We start from the raw sequence: 15,789 nt of genomic DNA, 5'->3' as shown, positions 1-15,789 counted from the left end.
GGTGGTACCGCGATATTTTATCGTCCCTACGTATTTGCGTAGGGGCGTTTTTTATTTAGGTCCTAACTTTGTTGTATCTTCATAACTAGGGTGGTACCGCGATATTTTTGTCGTCCCTACGTATTTACGTAGGGGCGTTTTTTATTAGTAGAGAGGAAGTGAACGTATTAGAAAAGAGTGTGGATAGAACAATATAAATACCGAATTGTAAAACAGAAAAAGATAAAGAGAGGAGATTAACAAATGAATTCACAGCAATGGACATCGAAATTAGGTTTCGTATTAGCTGCAGCAGGTTCAGCAATTGGTCTAGGGGCAATTTGGAAGTTCCCGTATATGGCCGGAATTGGAGGGGGCGGCGCGTTCTTCCTTATTTTCATCGGTTTCACATTATTAATTGGTTTACCGCTATTATTAGCTGAATTTGTTATCGGAAGAAGTACACAAAAAGAGGCCGTTGATGCGTATAGAGAAATCGCACCAAAAACACTATGGCCATGGTTAGGGAAATTAGGGATTGTAACATGTTTCATATTACTTTCTTTCTACAGTGTTGTAGGAGGCTGGATTTTATTATACTTATGGAATGCAATTACAGGTAGACTATGGGAAGGAAATGGGGCATACGAAGCTACGTTTGGTGAAATCATTTCCAATCCGTATTTAGCAGTTGGCTCACAGCTATTATTCATCCTTATTACTATTTTCATCGTAAGTAAAGGTGTACAAAATGGTGTTGAAAAAGTAAATAAATATTTCATGCCAGCACTATTCGTTTTATTCTTTGTATTAATCGTTCGTGCACTTACGTTAGATGGTGCGGGAGAAGGAGTTCGTTTCTTCTTACAACCTGATTTCGCAAACGTAACATCAGAAGTCATTTTATATGCAATGGGGCAATCGTTCTTCTCACTATCAGTCGGAGTAGCAGTAATGGTAACGTATAGCTCATACTTGCCGAAAGAAGAAAGCTTACCGCGTTCAGCATTTTCTATCGTAGCTTTAACGCTTGTGATTACATTACTTGCAGGACTTGCAATTTTCCCAGTAGTGTTCGCATTTGGAATGGAACCATCTCAAGGACCAGGGTTATTATTTATCGTACTGCCAGCTATTTTCAGTAAAATGGCATTTGGAAAATTATTCTTCATTGTTTTCTTATTACTATTCTTCTTTGCTACTATTACATCAGCGATTTCGATGTTAGAAATTAGCGTGGCATCTTTAACTGCAAAAGGTAAAGGGAAACGTGAAAAAATGGCTTTAATCGTAGGTTTATTAATCTTCGTTGTAGGAGTACCGTCAGCATTGTCATTTGGTATATTAAGCGATCTGAAGATTTTCGGAAAGACAGTCTTTGATTTAGCGGATTATGCAGTTAGTAATGTACTCATGCCACTGGGTGTTTTATTAGTTTCTATCTTTGTTCCTTTAAAAATGAAGAAAGATGTATTAATGAGAGAGCTTGGTGTAAGTAAAAATAAAGGCTATAAATTGTTTGTATTATGGTTATTCTTACTTCGCTTCATCGCACCAATTGCGATTATTATCGTATTCTTAAATGTACTTGGCATTATTTAAAAAAGGTAGCGTATCGCTCTGGATACGCTACCTTTTTATTTTGCTCTTTTTTGCAATTCATTTACTGTTACGAACTGATAGCCCTTTTTAGTTAAAGAGTCTAAAATACCTTCTATGGTCTGTAAATTTTCATTAGACTCATCATACATAGAGTGCAGTAAAATGATAGAACCTGGTTTTACATTTTTATTAACATATTCAATTTTATCAGTTGCAGATTTATAAAAAGTATCAGGTTCAAGGTCCCAGGTGATTGTTTCGATATTGTTTTTCTTTAAATAATAGGGCAGGCCAATTAGTTTTTTCCCGTTAGGTGGTCTAAAATCAATTGCGCCTGTAAATCCTGTTTGGCGGATTAATGAATTTGTTTTTTCGATTTCTTCTTTAATAAAAGAAGGTGTTTTAAAAACCATTCTGTTATGAGAATATGTATGGTTTCCAATTTGGTTTCCAGATTGTACGATAGCTTCTCCTAACGATAGGTTTTTCTCTAATTCATTTCCGATTAAAAAGAAAGTAGCTTTTGCATTGTATGTATCTAGTAGCGGTAATATTTGTTTTACATTGTTAGTAGGGCCATCATCAAAAGTTAAAGCAATCACTTTTTCATTTGTTTCTACTCGATTTGTTAAATCTCCAAAGAATTGAAAGATTCTTGCATTCATCAATTTGTATGTTCCAAATAATGCTACAGTAATACTGAATAATGTAACGATTGTAATGATTATTTTCTTTTTCATAAAGCAACCTCACTATACTTTTCGATTGGACTAAAAAGTATTATATCAAACTAAGTAGTTTCATGCTTTAAAAAGGATGTGGATGCAAGAGGAAGGAATTTATCATATAATGTAATGAAAAAGGTATATTAGGAGGTGTTTACATGGCGATTACAATTCAATTGCCGGACACTGCAGCGTCTCATGCAAAGCCAAGTATGGAAATGGCGATACTTTGCGTGAGGTAGACAAGTAATATACAATCGCCTAAATGAGCTCGTATCATTTTTTATATTTGGCTTTGCACCTTATTGAAATGAACCATAAAAAATAAGGGGCGAGCAGAAATGAAATACGTTAAAGCAGCGACGGTTTTACCAGAAAGTTTAATTACTGAAATTCAAAAGTATATACAAGGTGAAACAATTTACATTCCAAAACAAGAAACGAAACATTATAAATGGGGCACACGATCTGGAGGAAGAAAACAATTAGATGAAAGAAATAAAGCCATTAAAGAAGCGTTTAAAAGTGGAATTGCTATTCATCAACTTGCAGAAGAGTATTTTCTTTCCGGAGAAACGATTAAAAAGATTGTGTATTCTAAATGAAGATAAAAGAGTCTAGTTCAAATATTATTTTGAACTAGACTCTTTTTTGCCTTGTAGGTATTGGATATATTACGTATGAATGGACAAGATAATAGAAAAATGTGCCGTTTTTTTACTATACAGAACATTTGAGTGAAAAGCAGAAAGGTGAGCATTTATGAATCATATTGGACAAATAACGATAGAGCTTTTAATTGGTTTCTTTGTTCTACTAATTGCTACAAAAATACTAGGGAAAACACAAATATCTCAGTTAACACCCTTTGATTTTATTTCTGCTATCGTCCTTGGTGAGCTCGTTGGAAATTCAATATATGATCCTAAAATTAAAGTGTGGTCTATTTTATACTCAGTATTTGTATGGGTAATTTTAATTTATACTATAGAAGTGATAACTCAAAAAATAAGAGGAACAAGAAGTTTTTTTGAAGGGTATCCTTCCATTATTATCCGTAATGGAAAGATTGATCGTGAACAATTAAGTGTAAATCATTTGGACATTAACCAATTACAACAAATGCTTAGACAACAAAAAGATATTTTTTCGATTCGAGAAGTTGAATATATGATATTGGAACCTAACGGAAACATAAGTGTTCTGAAAAAGAGCGAATATGAATCTCCTACTATAAATGATTTAAGTTTAAAACATAAGCCTGTATACTTACCAATTTCATTAATTAGTGACGGAAAAGTAGTGAAAGATAATTTGAGAGAAGCTGGTTTTGATGAAGGATGGCTGTATAAGCAAATAAAACAAAAGGGGATTACTAAGTTTGAAGACGTATTATATGCGGAATGGAAAACAGATGATGGCTTCTTTTGTCAGGAAATGCAGCGGTAGAGTACAAGCTATGTATGTAATGTTTGTTTCCAAGTTATCTTTTACATATCAAAAAACGTAATCATTGTATACAATAAAACTAGATCAACAATTTGTATGGAGTGATAAAGATGGAAGCATTTATTAGAAGTGATCAATACAATTTTATAAAATCACAAGCTTATATTTTAGCAAATGGGCATGCGACGGCAAATGATAGAGGAGTCATTCAAGCGTTAAAATCACTTGCGATTGAAAAGATAATACATGTATTTGAGAATTTAACGGATGAGCAGAAGGAGTTAATTGACACGGTATTAACAGTTCAAAATAGAGAAGATGCAGAATCATTTTTAACGAAAATAAATCCGTATGTCATTCCGTTTCAGGAAGTGACAGCGCAAACATTAAAAAAATTATTTCCTAAAGCGAAAAAGTTAAAACTGCCTGATATGGAAGAACTGGATATGAAAGAATTGTCTTATTTAAGTTGGATTGATAAGGGATCAAGCAGGAAATTTATTATAGCGAAAAATGATAAAAATAAGTTTGTTGGTCTGCAAGGAACATTCCAAAGTTTAAATAAAAAAAGCATTTGTTCATTATGTCATGGACATGAAGAAGTTGGGATGTTTTTAGTTGAAATTAAAGGTGATATACCAGGAACTTTCGTTAAAAAGGGAAACTATATTTGCAAAGATGGTGTAGCTTGTAATCAGAATATGAAATCACTTGATAAATTACATGATTTTATTGAGCGATTAAAGAAATAAAATGGAAGACCTCTAGTGTTTAAACTGGAGGTCTTTTATTTTGAGAATGGTAATAGATTTCCTTTTTGAGAGATATAATTTATAAATAAAACATAGGAGAGCTGAAAAAATGCTTAAAAAGTTTTTGCTTTCTTTACCGGATGTTTTACTTGTATGCATTGTTATCTACATAACATACACAACTACTCTTAGTTTTGGACAGATGTTAGTAATTTCAATTTCAATTGCAATCGGAATCATTGGTGGTCTTGTTATAAGGATTTGTAAGGATGTATTCACGTATATAAGGTGGACAATGAAACAGAGGAAATCTTGAATATATTGTATTGCTATTAGGAGGAGATGAAATGACTAAGAAAAAGAGTAGAGTGAAAAATGAAATAGCGCTTTGGGCATTAACAGCTGTTGTTCTCATCATTGTATGGTACTTTTATCAAAAATAAAAACGCATCGCACTTTGAAAAAAAAGCACGATGCGTTTTTATTATTTTTTTTGCCAATTTTCTTTTATAAAGTCTTCACGGCCAGATTCTTTTTGCTCAGTAGCATATTTTTCTGGGTTCTTTTTATAGAAATGTTGGTGGTATTCCTCAGCTTCATAAAAAGGTGCAGCTGGGCGAATTTCAGTTACGATTGGCTCTTTAAACATACCGCTTTCTGCAAGAGCTTGTTTTGATTTTTCAGCAAGCTCTTTTTGCGTTTCGGTATGATAAAAAATAGCGGTGCGATAAGATGGACCACGGTCAAAGAATTGTCCGCCATCATCAGTTGGATCGATTTGTGGCCAATATAAATCCAGTAATTTTTCATATGGGAAAATAGAAGGATCAAATGTAATTTGTACAACTTCTAAATGACCAGATGTACCCGCTTTTACTTGTTCATATGTTGGGTTTTCTACATGACCACCTGCATAGCCGGAAAGTACTTTATGAATGCCAGGAAGTTCATCAAATGGCTTTACCATGCACCAAAAGCACCCGCCTGCAAAGGTTGCGAGTTCGTATGTTTTTTCGGACATTGCTGTAATCCTCCTAAATATATATGTTTTATATAGTATTATACAATTTGTTTTATTGCGCAATAAAAAAGATTTGAAAATATATGTTTTTTATAAACAAGATCCTCCGCTCACATCAATTAATTGTCCAGTAACCCAGCGGCTGTCTGGAGAAGCAAGAAATGCGGCAGTATCGGCAATGTCTTCTACTTCACCTAAGCGATTGAAAGCGGAAATAGTAGTAGCGTACTGCTTCATCATTGGATCGCTCAAGAGTTCTGCATTCATATCTGTTTTAATAAACCCTGGAAGTATTGCATTCACCGTTATTCCTCGTGCTCCAAGCTGTTTTGCTAGTGTAAAAGTCATTGTATTAATAGCGCCTTTCGTCATACTATATGCAACAAAATCAGGTAAAGAAATGCGGGTCGCAGCGGATGAAATATTAATAATTCGGCTATTGTCACGTAAACGTGGAAGTGCTTGTTGAATGATAAAGAATGGTGCTTTTGCATTTACTGAAACCATTCTATCAAAAAATTGTTCAGTCGTTTCTTCAATAAAAGCACCAGGACCAATGCCAGCATTGTTTATTAAAATATCAAATTGTGTTTCACCAGTGCGCTTTTGTAATTCAGTATCTAAAGCGTTATAAAGGTTTTCTACACCGTGTAAGGATTCTAAATTTGCGCCGATAGAAAAAGCTTGACCACCCTCTGATCGAATTTCATGAACAGTTTCTTCAGCGTCATCTTTTCGATTACCGTAATGAACAGCAACCAATGCACCGTCATTTGCTAAACGTTTAGCGATCGCTCGTCCAATTCCTCGGCTTGCTCCTGTAACTAACGCTACTTTCCCTTTTAACATAGTTTCCTCATCTCCTCGTAAACTTTATAAGTTTTTCTTTATGTAGTAATGCAAACATACTTAAGTAATATATGAGTGTATGTAAGTAATGTATTCCAATTTTGATTTTTTTGAAAAAACATGTTGACAATGAAAAGAACAACGTCCTATAATACGTTTAACAAATAAAAGTGAATTAAGAATTTTCTAACTTTATATGTTGTATATGCAAAGAAGAGGAAAGTAGATGGTTATGATCGTTTCAGAGAGCTGCTCCTAGGCTGTGAGAGTGGTAACAATCGAATCATTGAAGATCACCTCGGAGCATCGCTTGCGAAAGGGAAACTGAGTAGAGAGCGACGGCATCGTCTCCGGTAAAAGGACGGGGGTCTAATTGGACCTACAGAGCTTATATTTCGCGAGAAGTATAAGGAAGCTGAGTGGTAACGCGAAACTCTCGCCTCAGCAATCAAAGCTACTAAATTGTAGTAGTTGATTGCTGAGGCGAGAGTTTTTATTTTTAAAAATAAGAGAATGCGTAGAAGAGGAGAGTAAATGATAAAAATTGTTTCAGAGAGCTACCCAGATGCTGTGAGGGTGGCAACAATTTCATCATTGAAGATCACCTCGGAGCACTACTTTTGAAAACTAGTAAAAAGTAGCGGAGTTGTTTCCGATAGAAAAACAAAAGTCTAATTGGACTTGCAGAGCTTATATTTCGTGAGAAGTGTAAGGAAGCTGAGTGGTACCACGATTCCCTCGTCTCAGCAATGGATCGCTACAAGTATGTATGTAATCGATTGTTGAGACGAGTATATTTTTAAGGTTTATATACTGAATATTCTGTTAAAAAACACTCATCTCAGCAATCGATATAGAAATAGATTGCAAAAATAGAGAGAAAAAAAGAGGAGCGATGTGAGATGGGAAATCAGTACATTTATATGAATGGGGAATTTGTAGAAAAAGAAAAAGCAGTTGTTTCAGTATATGATCATGGTTTTTTATACGGAGACGGTGTATTTGAAGGGATTCGTAGTTACGGTGGAAATGTATTTTGTTTAAAAGAACATGTAAAACGATTATATGAATCGGCAAAATCTATTTTACTTACAATCCCGCTGACGGTTGACGAAATGGAAGAAGCGGTTTTACAGACACTTCAAAAAAATGAGTATGCAGATGCTTATATTCGGTTAATTGTTTCAAGAGGAAAAGGGGACTTAGGGCTCGATCCGAGAAGTTGTGTGAAACCGAGCGTTATTATCATTGCAGAACAATTAAAGTTATTCCCACAGGAATTTTACGATAATGGATTAAGCGTTGTATCTGTTGCATCAAGACGTAATACACCAGATGCATTAGACCCACGCATTAAGTCGATGAACTACTTAAATAACGTACTTGTAAAAATTGAAGCGGCACAAGCAGGAGTGCTAGAGGCTCTTATGTTAAATCAACAAGGATATGTTTGTGAAGGATCTGGAGATAATGTTTTCGTTGTGAAAGATGGAAAAGTATTAACCCCGCCATCCTATTTAGGAGCATTAGAAGGTATTACAAGAAATAGTGTTATTGAGCTATGTGAGCGACTTCATATTCCGTGTGAGGAAAGGCCATTTACTCGCCATGACGTATATGTAGCAGATGAAGTGTTTTTAACAGGAACGGCAGCGGAGTTAATTCCAGTTGTAAAAGTTGATTCAAGAGAAATTGGAGATGGGAAACCAGGAAGTGTAACGAAACAATTGACCGAAGAATTTAAAAAATTAACGAGAGAAAGAGGAGTACGTGTCCCCGGGCTGACGGAAAGCTTAGCATAAATAAAGAGAGGAGTTAATTGAAATGAAGCAGCAGTATACAGCGTATGAGAAGTTACAGTATGAAGAAATGACAGGCGCTGGACACGTGATTCAATGTTTGAAGAAATTGGGTGTAACGACTGTTTTCGGTTATCCGGGTGGAGCGATTTTGCCAGTATACGATGCGTTATACGGAAGTGGTTTGAAGCACGTTTTAACTCGTCATGAACAAGCTGCCATTCATGCGGCAGAAGGATATGCGAGAGCTTCTGGAAAGGTCGGGGTAGTCTTTGCTACCTCTGGCCCAGGGGCGACGAATTTAGTTACGGGTTTAGCGGATGCTTATATGGATTCGATTCCTTTAGTTGTCATTACAGGGCAAGTTGCAAGGCCATTAATTGGTAAAGACGGATTTCAAGAAGCAGATGTTGTTGGGATTACAGTACCGGTTACGAAGCATAATTACCAAGTTCGTGATGTGAATCATTTATCACGCATCGTACAAGAAGCTTTTTACATCGCCGAAAGCGGGCGGCCGGGGCCGGTATTAATTGATATTCCAAAAGATATTCAAAATGAAAATGTAACAAGTTTTTACAATGAAGTGATTGAGATTCCAGGGTACAAACTAGAGCCTATGCCAGACAGTATGAAACTGAAAGAGGTAGCTAAAGAAATTTCAAAAGCGAAACGCCCACTTCTTTATATTGGAGGAGGTGTCATTCATTCAGGTGGATCTGATGAACTTATCAAATTTGCGAGAGAAAATCGTATTCCAGTCGTATCAACTTTAATGGGACTAGGTGCATATCCGCCGGGAGATTCATTATTTTTAGGAATGCTCGGTATGCATGGAACATACGCTGCAAATATGGCAGTAACAGAATGTGACTTATTACTTGCTTTAGGTGTTCGTTTTGATGACCGTGTAACAGGAAAATTAGAACTCTTTTCTCCCCATTCAAAAAAGGTACATATTGATATAGATCCTTCGGAGTTTCATAAAAATGTAACTGTGGAATATCCAGTTGTTGGAGATGTGAAAAAAGCGTTACACATGTTGTTACATATGCAGATTTGTACACAGACAGATGAATGGATTATGAAAACCGAGGAATGGAAAGCGGAATACCCTCTTTTCTATAATCAAAAAGAAAGTGAGTTAAAACCACAGCATGTTATTAGCTTAGTAAGTGAATTAACGAATGGTGAAGCGATTGTTACGACAGAAGTAGGACAGCATCAAATGTGGGCTGCGCATTTTTATAAAGCGAAAAATCCACGAACTTTTCTCACATCTGGCGGACTAGGAACGATGGGGTTTGGTTTCCCGGCGGCAATTGGTGCTCAGCTTGCGAAAGAAGAAGAACTCGTCATTTGTATTGCGGGTGATGCTTCTTTTCAAATGAATATTCAAGAACTACAAACAATTGCTGAAAATAACATCCCTGTAAAAGTATTTATTATAAACAATAAATTTTTAGGGATGGTAAGGCAATGGCAAGAAATGTTTTATGAAAATCGTTTATCAGAATCAAAAATTGGATCGCCAGATTTTGTGAAAGTGGCAGAAGCTTATGGAGTGAAGGGGTTAAGGGCTACAAATTCAATAGAGGCGAAACAAGTGATGTTAGAAGCAATTGCTCATGAAGGTCCTGTCGTAGTTGATTTTTGTGTAGAAGAAGGTGAAAACGTATTTCCGATGGTTCCGCCAAATAAAGGGAATAACGAAATGATTATGAAGAGGTGGGAAGAATGAGTCATACTTTTTCACTCGTTATTCATAACGAGCCAAGCGTCTTATTACGTATAAGTGGGATTTTTGCTCGGCGTGGCTATTATATTTCTTCTTTACATTTAAACGAAAGAGATACTAGTGGCGTTTCTGAAATGAAACTCACAGCAGTTTGTACTGAAAATGAAGCGACATTACTCGTTAGTCAGTTGAACAAATTAATTGATGTACTGCAAGTAAATAAATTATAGGGAGTGTATGGAAAATGAAAACGTATTATGAGAAAGATGCAAATGTAGAGTTATTACAAGGGAAAAAAGTTGCGGTAATTGGTTATGGATCTCAAGGTCATGCGCAGGCACAAAATTTACGTGATTCTGGTGTGGAAGTTGTAGTTGGTGTTCGACCAGGTAAGTCTTTTGAAGTAGCAAAAGCAGATGGATTTGAAGTAATGTCTGTTTCAGAAGCAGTTCGAACCGCGCAAGTTGTACAAATGTTACTGCCAGATGAACAGCAAGCACATGTGTATAAAGCAGAAGTAGAAGAGAATCTCCGTGAAGGGCAAATGTTACTTTTCTCACATGGATTTAATATTCACTTCGGACAAATTAATCCGCCAAGTTACGTAGATGTAGCAATGGTCGCGCCAAAAAGTCCAGGTCATCTCGTTCGCCGTGTATTTCAAGAAGGAAATGGTGTTCCGGCATTAGTCGCAGTACATCAAGATGCAACAGGCACCGCATTACATGTAGCACTTGCGTATGCAAAAGGTGTAGGGTGTACACGTGCAGGTGTAATTGAAACGACATTTCAAGAAGAAACAGAGACGGATTTGTTTGGTGAGCAAGCGGTACTTTGCGGAGGTGTAACTGCACTTGTGAAAGCTGGTTTTGAAACGTTAACAGAAGGCGGATATCGCCCTGAAATTGCATACTTCGAATGTTTACATGAATTAAAGTTAATTGTTGATTTAATGTACGAAGGTGGTTTAACGAACATGCGCCATTCTATTTCCGATACGGCAGAGTTCGGAGATTATGTAACAGGATCGAGAATTGTTACAGATGAAACGAAGAAAGAAATGAAACGAGTACTTACAGAAATTCAGCAAGGTGAATTCGCGAAGAAATGGATTTTAGAAAACCAAGCTGGGCGTCCAACGTATAATGCGATGAAAAAAGCAGAGCAAAATCATCAGTTAGAAAAAGTAGGGGCGGAGCTTCGTGAAATGATGAGCTGGATTGATGCACCGAAAGAATTAGTAAAGAAATAGAGTAATAGATTGCAAGTGAAAAATACGTAAGAGGGGATTTGACAAGATGAGAAGTGACATGATTAAAAAAGGTTTTGATAAAGCGCCACATCGTAGTTTATTAAAAGCAACTGGTTTGAAAGATGAAGATTTTGATAAACCGTTTATAGCAATCTGTAATTCTTTTATTGAAATTATTCCAGGTCATAAGCACTTAAATGAGTTTGGGAAACTTGTTAAAGAAGCAGTGCGTGCAGCAGGTATGGTTCCCTTTGAATTTAATACAATTGGAGTAGATGACGGTATTGCGATGGGGCATATCGGTATGCGTTATTCGCTTCCGAGTCGTGAAATTATTGCAGATTCAGTAGAAACGGTTGTAAATGCACATTGGTTTGATGGTATGATTTGTATTCCAAACTGTGACAAAATCACACCTGGTATGATGATGGCGGCACTTCGTATTAACATTCCAACTGTTTTTGTCTCAGGTGGTCCGATGGCGGCCGGAAAAACATCTAAAGGAGAAGTTGTCGATTTAAGTTCTGTGTTCGAAGGAGTAGGAGCATATCAATCTGGGAAAATTTCAGAAGAAGAATTAAAGGATATTGAAGATCATGGCTGTCCATCTTGTGGTTCTTGTTCTGGTATGTTTACAGCGAATTCTATGAATTGTTTATGTGAAGTATTAGGTTTAGCTCTTCCTGGTAACGGTAGTATTTTAGCTATTGATCCAAGACGCGAAGAATTAATTAAACAAGCAGCAGAGAAATTAAAGATTTTAATTGAAAGAGATATTAAACCGAGAGACATCGTAACAGAAGAAGCAATTGATGATGCGTTCGCGCTTGATATGGCGATGGGCGGTTCAACAAATACAGTGTTACATACATTAGCACTCGCACATGAGGCAGGACTAGATTATGATATGAGCCGTATTGATGCCGTTTCAAGGCGTGTACCACATTTATGTAAAGTAAGCCCTGCTTCCAATTGGCATATGGAAGATATTGATCGTGCAGGCGGGATTAGTGCAATTTTGAAAGAGATGAGCCGAAAAGAAGGAGTACTTCATTTAGATCGTATTACTGCTACGGGGCAAACATTAAGAGAAAATATTGCTCATGCAGAGATTAAAGATAAGGAAGTTATTCATTCTCTTGAAAACCCTCATAGTGAAGAAGGGGGATTACGTATATTAAAAGGAAACCTTGCGAAAGATGGAGCAGTTATTAAAAGCGGAGCAACTGAAGTAAAACGATTTGAAGGACCATGCGTTATTTTTAATTCACAAGATGAGGCTCTTGCGGGTATTATGCTTGGGAAAGTGAAGAAAGGAGATGTAGTTGTTATTCGTTATGAAGGACCAAGAGGCGGTCCTGGTATGCCGGAAATGTTAGCACCAACGTCAGCAATTGCTGGCATGGGATTAGGTGCAGATGTTGCGCTATTAACGGATGGTCGTTTCTCTGGTGCTTCACGTGGTATTTCGGTAGGGCATATTTCACCAGAAGCAGCTGCGGGCGGGACGATTGCACTTCTTGAACAAGGGGATATCGTTTGTATCGATGTTGAGGAAAGGTTGTTAGAAGTAAGAGTGAGTGACGAAGAATTAGATAAGCGTAAAAAAGAATGGAAACGACCAGAACCGAAAGTGAAAACGGGCTGGCTTGGGCGTTATGCACAAATGGTAACATCGGCGAATACAGGTGCAGTCTTAAAAGTCCCGAATTTTGATTGAGCTAATTAAAAAGAGATAAGGATGATATGAAATGGTGCAAAAGGTAAAGGAGAGAGTGAAAATTGAAGATATCTTAATGGCTCATAATTGCATGAAAGATATCGTTATTAAAACACCGTTACAACGTGATACAGTTTTATCTGAGAAATATGATTGTGACGTTTATGTAAAACGAGAAGATTTACAATTGATTCGCTCTTTCAAAATTCGTGGTGCGTATAATTTAATTCAAAGCTTACCGAAAGAAAAGTTACAAAACGGTGTTGTTTGTGCAAGTGCTGGTAATCATGCGCAAGGAGTAGCTTATACGTGTAATTTATTGAAGATTCCGTCAAAAATTTTCATGCCGACGACGACACCTAAACAAAAAGTGTCACAAGTACAATTTTTCGGTGGCGATTTTGCGGAAATTGTATTAGTTGGTGATACATTTGATAGCTCGTTCCAAGAAGCACAGCGCTATTGTGAGGAAAATAGAATGACGTTCGTTCATCCGTTTGATGATCCGTATGTTATTGCTGGTCAAGGAACAGTGGCAGTTGAAATTATGCATGATATGGAGAAATCGGTTGACTTTATTTTTACAGCAATCGGCGGTGGTGGATTAGCATCAGGTGTTGGTACATATGTGAAAGGTGTTAGTCCTGCTACAAAGGTTATTGGGGTAGAGCCAATGGGAGCTGCATCTATGAAAGAGGCTTTTCTTCAAAACGATAATGTGGCATTGGAGAAAATAGATAGTTTTGTTGATGGAGCAGCAGTTAAAAAGGTAGGAAAGTTAACATTTGAAACGTGTAAAGATGTAATTGATGACATCGTTTTAGTACCAGAAGGAAAGGTTTGTACGACGATTTTAGAACTGTATAAGAAAAATGCGATTGTAGCTGAACCGGCTGGTGCGCTATCTATTGCAGCGCTTGATTTATATAGAGATGAAATAAAAGGTAAAACAGTTGTATGTACGCTAAGTGGTGGGAATAATGATATTGATAGAATGCAAGAAATGAAAGAACGTTCTCTCATTTACGAAGGGTTAAAGCATTATTTTATCATTGAATTCCCGCAGCGTTCAGGTGCGCTAAGAGAATTTCTTGATAAAGGATTAGGACCAGAAGATGATATTACGCGCTTTGAGTATATTAAGAAACATAATAAAGAAAATGGTCCAGCATTAGTCGGAGTAGAGTTAAAACATAAAGAAGATTATGAGCAATTAATTACTCGTTTTAAAGAAAATAATATTCAATTTATGGAGCTTAATAAAAATCCTGTTTTGTTTGATTTACTTATTTAATAGAAGGAAAGAGTTAGCACCGAAATAAAAAAGATAGATACAAGCGGGGAATATAATGCTTGTTCTATCTTTTTTAAAGTTAAACTAGATACTCATTAAATTCAAGAAGAATAAAGCTAGCTAACCAAAAAAATATCGCAATGCGAATAATTACATACATTGTAAATTCAAAAGGAGTAAGGTTTCTCTCACGCTTTATTTTTCTTAGAAATCTAACAGAGAAAACTGAACATAAAAGTAGAACTGCTATAGAAATTTTATAAACGTTCTCTAACAAACTTACATTTTCTAATAAGTCTTTCAGCATGTTTATCACCTATTCTGTAAAGCATATTACAGAGAAATAGATCTTGAGCTGTCTAGTTTCGTTTGTTTTTTATTTTCCCTGTATCATCAATTTCTACATCAGTTGAAATTGTTTGTAAGTATTGTAGAGCTTTTCTCTTTTCTTCCTCATTTACAGGGGAAACTTGATTGTTACGGATGATATAAGGATTGAATGACATTTGGACATCCTTTCCTTTAAAAGTTAAAGTTAATACGCCAGTTTCGGCACTTTTTCCGTTCACATAACTTGGGAATAAAAAGTTACCTAATGAATAAGCGATAGGAACTTTATTATAATACTCAAATCCTTGTAACCAATGCGGGTGACTCCCGACAATCGCGTCAGCCCCTGCTTCAACCATTTTAGGTACATATTGTTTTTGGTATTCTACAGGACGATTTGATTTCTCAACGCCCCAATGCATATAGACGATTAAATAGTCTGCGTCTTTCTTTTGTTCTTTAATTGTTTTTGTTACGAGATTTAAATCATACCCATTCGCAACACCAGGTTTATTGTCACCAGCTACCCAATTCGTATCAGGCATAAATCGAACGAAGGAAAGAAATTTGAATTTTTTTCCTTTTACAGTCATTTCTCGTGCTGTATATGCATCTTTTGCATTTTTTCCGGCTCCGATATAAGGGAACTTTAATTTTTCTACGTGAGAGATTGTATCTAATAATCCATCTTGCCCATAATCAAGTGTATGGTTATTCCCGATATTTACGATGTCATAACCGGTGTTTTTTATAGCTTGAAGCGTGGATGGATCACTTTTAATCCAAAACAGTTGTCCTGGAGCTTTCTTTTCTCTCGTTGTAAATGCTGACTCTAAATTAACGAAAGAAATATCAGCTTTTGTTATTTCTTCTTTTACATGTTGGAATGGATAATCAGCCCCGTTTTTTTCGATTACCGGACGTAATTGCCAATCGAACATTGTATCACCAGAAAAGGTGAGGGTAATTTCCGGGTTTTCTATTTTCTTCTCGCTCGTTGAAGCAGTTTTGCTAGATTTGTTTTGGAAATCGGGTTTGTCTTTCGCTTTTGAAGTAAAAGAGTGGTTAATTAATACAACAATTGGCGTAATGCAAAAGGCTATTAACAAAAATCGTTTTAGTAAAGTTTTCATAAATACCTTCCCTTTTGAGTTTATCCCGCAATTCAATTAGCAATGAGTCTACAAAAAAGTAATTGGTTTATGTACAGATATAAAAAATGCGGTTTATGCAGTGGAAAACATTTGTTAATATTCTCAATATTAAGTTAACATATAGA

The 15,789-nt window shown here is 36.2% G+C and carries 16 protein-coding genes and 2 other annotated features; of the genes, 11 read left to right on the top strand and 5 right to left on the bottom strand.

Annotated features, from left to right (window positions below; translation table 11 throughout):
* Positions 1-243: 243 nt before the first annotated feature.
* Positions 244-1,581, top strand: a complete 1,338-nt coding sequence (locus LMD38_RS17410; RefSeq protein ID WP_001088180.1) for a sodium-dependent transporter — start codon at positions 244-246, stop codon at positions 1,579-1,581.
* A 35-nt stretch (positions 1,582-1,616) separates the two neighbouring features.
* On the opposite strand, the gene LMD38_RS17405 is transcribed toward LMD38_RS17410, so the two are convergent.
* The gene (locus LMD38_RS17405) at positions 1,617-2,321 is read right to left on the bottom strand and encodes a polysaccharide deacetylase family protein (protein ID WP_062822326.1); all 705 of its coding nucleotides are present in this window, start codon (positions 2,319-2,321) and stop codon (positions 1,617-1,619) included.
* Positions 2,322-2,647: 326 nt separating this feature from the next.
* On the opposite strand from LMD38_RS17405, the gene LMD38_RS17400 reads away from it, so the two are divergent.
* The 4 genes from LMD38_RS17400 to LMD38_RS17385 all read left to right on the top strand — a co-directional run bounded on the left by LMD38_RS17400 (position 2,648) and on the right by LMD38_RS17385 (position 4,823).
* On the top strand, positions 2,648-2,911 hold the full coding sequence (locus tag LMD38_RS17400) for a CD3324 family protein (RefSeq protein WP_000878308.1): 264 nt from the start codon (positions 2,648-2,650) through the stop codon (positions 2,909-2,911).
* A 157-nt stretch (positions 2,912-3,068) separates the two neighbouring features.
* Positions 3,069-3,755, top strand: a complete 687-nt coding sequence (locus LMD38_RS17395; protein WP_061183877.1) for a DUF421 domain-containing protein — start codon at positions 3,069-3,071, stop codon at positions 3,753-3,755.
* Between the two features lie 110 nt (positions 3,756-3,865).
* Entirely contained in the window at positions 3,866-4,507 is a 642-nt protein-coding gene (locus LMD38_RS17390) for a FusB/FusC family EF-G-binding protein (protein ID WP_016717160.1), read from the top strand.
* A 109-nt stretch (positions 4,508-4,616) separates the two neighbouring features.
* Positions 4,617-4,823 (top strand): hypothetical protein, encoded by a 207-nt coding sequence (locus LMD38_RS17385; protein ID WP_062822325.1) that lies wholly within the window; start codon positions 4,617-4,619, stop codon positions 4,821-4,823.
* A gap of 168 nt (positions 4,824-4,991) precedes the next feature.
* Here LMD38_RS17385 and msrA read toward each other — a convergent pair whose 3' ends face one another.
* Both msrA and LMD38_RS17375 read right to left on the bottom strand, forming a co-directional pair.
* Positions 4,992-5,528, bottom strand: coding sequence for a peptide-methionine (S)-S-oxide reductase MsrA (msrA, locus tag LMD38_RS17380; protein WP_001291871.1), 537 nt, complete (start codon positions 5,526-5,528; stop codon positions 4,992-4,994).
* 90 nt (positions 5,529-5,618) lie between these two features.
* A complete protein-coding gene (locus LMD38_RS17375; RefSeq protein WP_000911811.1) occupies positions 5,619-6,377 on the bottom strand; it encodes an SDR family oxidoreductase in 759 nt (252 codons plus the stop codon).
* Positions 6,378-6,578: 201 nt separating this feature from the next.
* Positions 6,579-6,824: a binding site (T-box leader), on the top strand.
* Positions 6,825-6,886: 62 nt separating this feature from the next.
* Positions 6,887-7,126 (top strand) — a binding site (T-box leader).
* A 153-nt stretch (positions 7,127-7,279) separates the two neighbouring features.
* Here LMD38_RS17375 and ilvE point away from each other — a divergent pair.
* Genes ilvE through ilvA form a run of 6 tightly spaced genes read left to right on the top strand, consistent with a single transcriptional unit; the run spans position 7,280 to position 14,180 of the window.
* Positions 7,280-8,179 carry a branched-chain-amino-acid transaminase gene (gene ilvE / locus LMD38_RS17370; protein ID WP_016717163.1) on the top strand — a complete coding sequence of 300 codons (900 nt, stop codon included), beginning with the start codon at positions 7,280-7,282 and terminating at the stop codon, positions 8,177-8,179.
* A 22-nt stretch (positions 8,180-8,201) separates the two neighbouring features.
* Positions 8,202-9,917 (top strand): acetolactate synthase large subunit, encoded by a 1,716-nt coding sequence (ilvB, locus tag LMD38_RS17365; protein ID WP_062822324.1) that lies wholly within the window; start codon positions 8,202-8,204, stop codon positions 9,915-9,917.
* Entirely contained in the window at positions 9,914-10,144 is a 231-nt protein-coding gene (locus LMD38_RS17360) for an ACT domain-containing protein (RefSeq protein WP_016717165.1), read from the top strand. The genes ilvB and LMD38_RS17360 overlap by 4 nt, the downstream gene beginning before the upstream one ends.
* 14 nt (positions 10,145-10,158) lie before the next feature.
* Positions 10,159-11,166, top strand: coding sequence for a ketol-acid reductoisomerase (gene ilvC / locus LMD38_RS17355; protein WP_016717166.1), 1,008 nt, complete (start codon positions 10,159-10,161; stop codon positions 11,164-11,166).
* 46 nt (positions 11,167-11,212) lie between these two features.
* Entirely contained in the window at positions 11,213-12,886 is a 1,674-nt protein-coding gene (gene ilvD / locus LMD38_RS17350) for a dihydroxy-acid dehydratase (protein WP_001255810.1), read from the top strand.
* Between the two features lie 31 nt (positions 12,887-12,917).
* Positions 12,918-14,180 (top strand): threonine ammonia-lyase IlvA, encoded by a 1,263-nt coding sequence (gene ilvA / locus LMD38_RS17345; RefSeq protein WP_062822323.1) that lies wholly within the window; start codon positions 12,918-12,920, stop codon positions 14,178-14,180.
* 79 nt (positions 14,181-14,259) lie between these two features.
* On the opposite strand, the gene LMD38_RS17340 is transcribed toward ilvA, so the two are convergent.
* Both LMD38_RS17340 and LMD38_RS17335 read right to left on the bottom strand, forming a co-directional pair.
* Complete coding sequence (locus LMD38_RS17340; RefSeq protein ID WP_000910230.1) at positions 14,260-14,487, bottom strand: hypothetical protein; 228 nt, start codon at positions 14,485-14,487, stop codon at positions 14,260-14,262.
* Positions 14,488-14,539: 52 nt separating this feature from the next.
* Positions 14,540-15,643, bottom strand: coding sequence for a CapA family protein (locus tag LMD38_RS17335; protein ID WP_062822322.1), 1,104 nt, complete (start codon positions 15,641-15,643; stop codon positions 14,540-14,542).
* Positions 15,644-15,789 lie beyond the last annotated feature (146 nt).

It is taken from the genome of Bacillus pacificus (assembly GCF_020861345.1).
Taxonomy (GTDB): domain Bacteria; phylum Bacillota; class Bacilli; order Bacillales; family Bacillaceae_G; genus Bacillus_A; species Bacillus_A pacificus.
Note: the sequence above shows the minus strand (reverse complement) of the source record. Positions and strands in the feature narration are given on the sequence as shown.

Excerpts from the sequence above, each read along its gene's own strand:
- ilvC (WP_016717166.1), top strand. The coding sequence starts at position 10,159 with ATGAAAACGTATTATGAGAAAGATGCAAATGTAGAGTTATTACAAGGG.
- ilvA (WP_062822323.1), top strand. The coding sequence starts at position 12,918 with ATGGTGCAAAAGGTAAAGGAGAGAGTGAAAATTGAAGATATCTTAATG.
- LMD38_RS17400 (WP_000878308.1), top strand. The coding sequence starts at position 2,648 with ATGAAATACGTTAAAGCAGCGACGGTTTTACCAGAAAGTTTAATTACT.
- LMD38_RS17375 (WP_000911811.1), bottom strand. The coding sequence starts at position 6,377 with ATGTTAAAAGGGAAAGTAGCGTTAGTTACAGGAGCAAGCCGAGGAATT.
- LMD38_RS17360 (WP_016717165.1), top strand. The coding sequence starts at position 9,914 with ATGAGTCATACTTTTTCACTCGTTATTCATAACGAGCCAAGCGTCTTA.
- LMD38_RS17385 (WP_062822325.1), top strand. The coding sequence starts at position 4,617 with ATGCTTAAAAAGTTTTTGCTTTCTTTACCGGATGTTTTACTTGTATGC.
- msrA (WP_001291871.1), bottom strand. The coding sequence starts at position 5,528 with ATGTCCGAAAAAACATACGAACTCGCAACCTTTGCAGGCGGGTGCTTT.
- ilvE (WP_016717163.1), top strand. The coding sequence starts at position 7,280 with ATGGGAAATCAGTACATTTATATGAATGGGGAATTTGTAGAAAAAGAA.
- LMD38_RS17340 (WP_000910230.1), bottom strand. The coding sequence starts at position 14,487 with ATGCTGAAAGACTTATTAGAAAATGTAAGTTTGTTAGAGAACGTTTAT.
- LMD38_RS17410 (WP_001088180.1), top strand. The coding sequence starts at position 244 with ATGAATTCACAGCAATGGACATCGAAATTAGGTTTCGTATTAGCTGCA.
- LMD38_RS17405 (WP_062822326.1), bottom strand. The coding sequence starts at position 2,321 with ATGAAAAAGAAAATAATCATTACAATCGTTACATTATTCAGTATTACT.
- LMD38_RS17395 (WP_061183877.1), top strand. The coding sequence starts at position 3,069 with ATGAATCATATTGGACAAATAACGATAGAGCTTTTAATTGGTTTCTTT.
- ilvB (WP_062822324.1), top strand. The coding sequence starts at position 8,202 with ATGAAGCAGCAGTATACAGCGTATGAGAAGTTACAGTATGAAGAAATG.
- LMD38_RS17335 (WP_062822322.1), bottom strand. The coding sequence starts at position 15,643 with ATGAAAACTTTACTAAAACGATTTTTGTTAATAGCCTTTTGCATTACG.
- LMD38_RS17390 (WP_016717160.1), top strand. The coding sequence starts at position 3,866 with ATGGAAGCATTTATTAGAAGTGATCAATACAATTTTATAAAATCACAA.
- ilvD (WP_001255810.1), top strand. The coding sequence starts at position 11,213 with ATGAGAAGTGACATGATTAAAAAAGGTTTTGATAAAGCGCCACATCGT.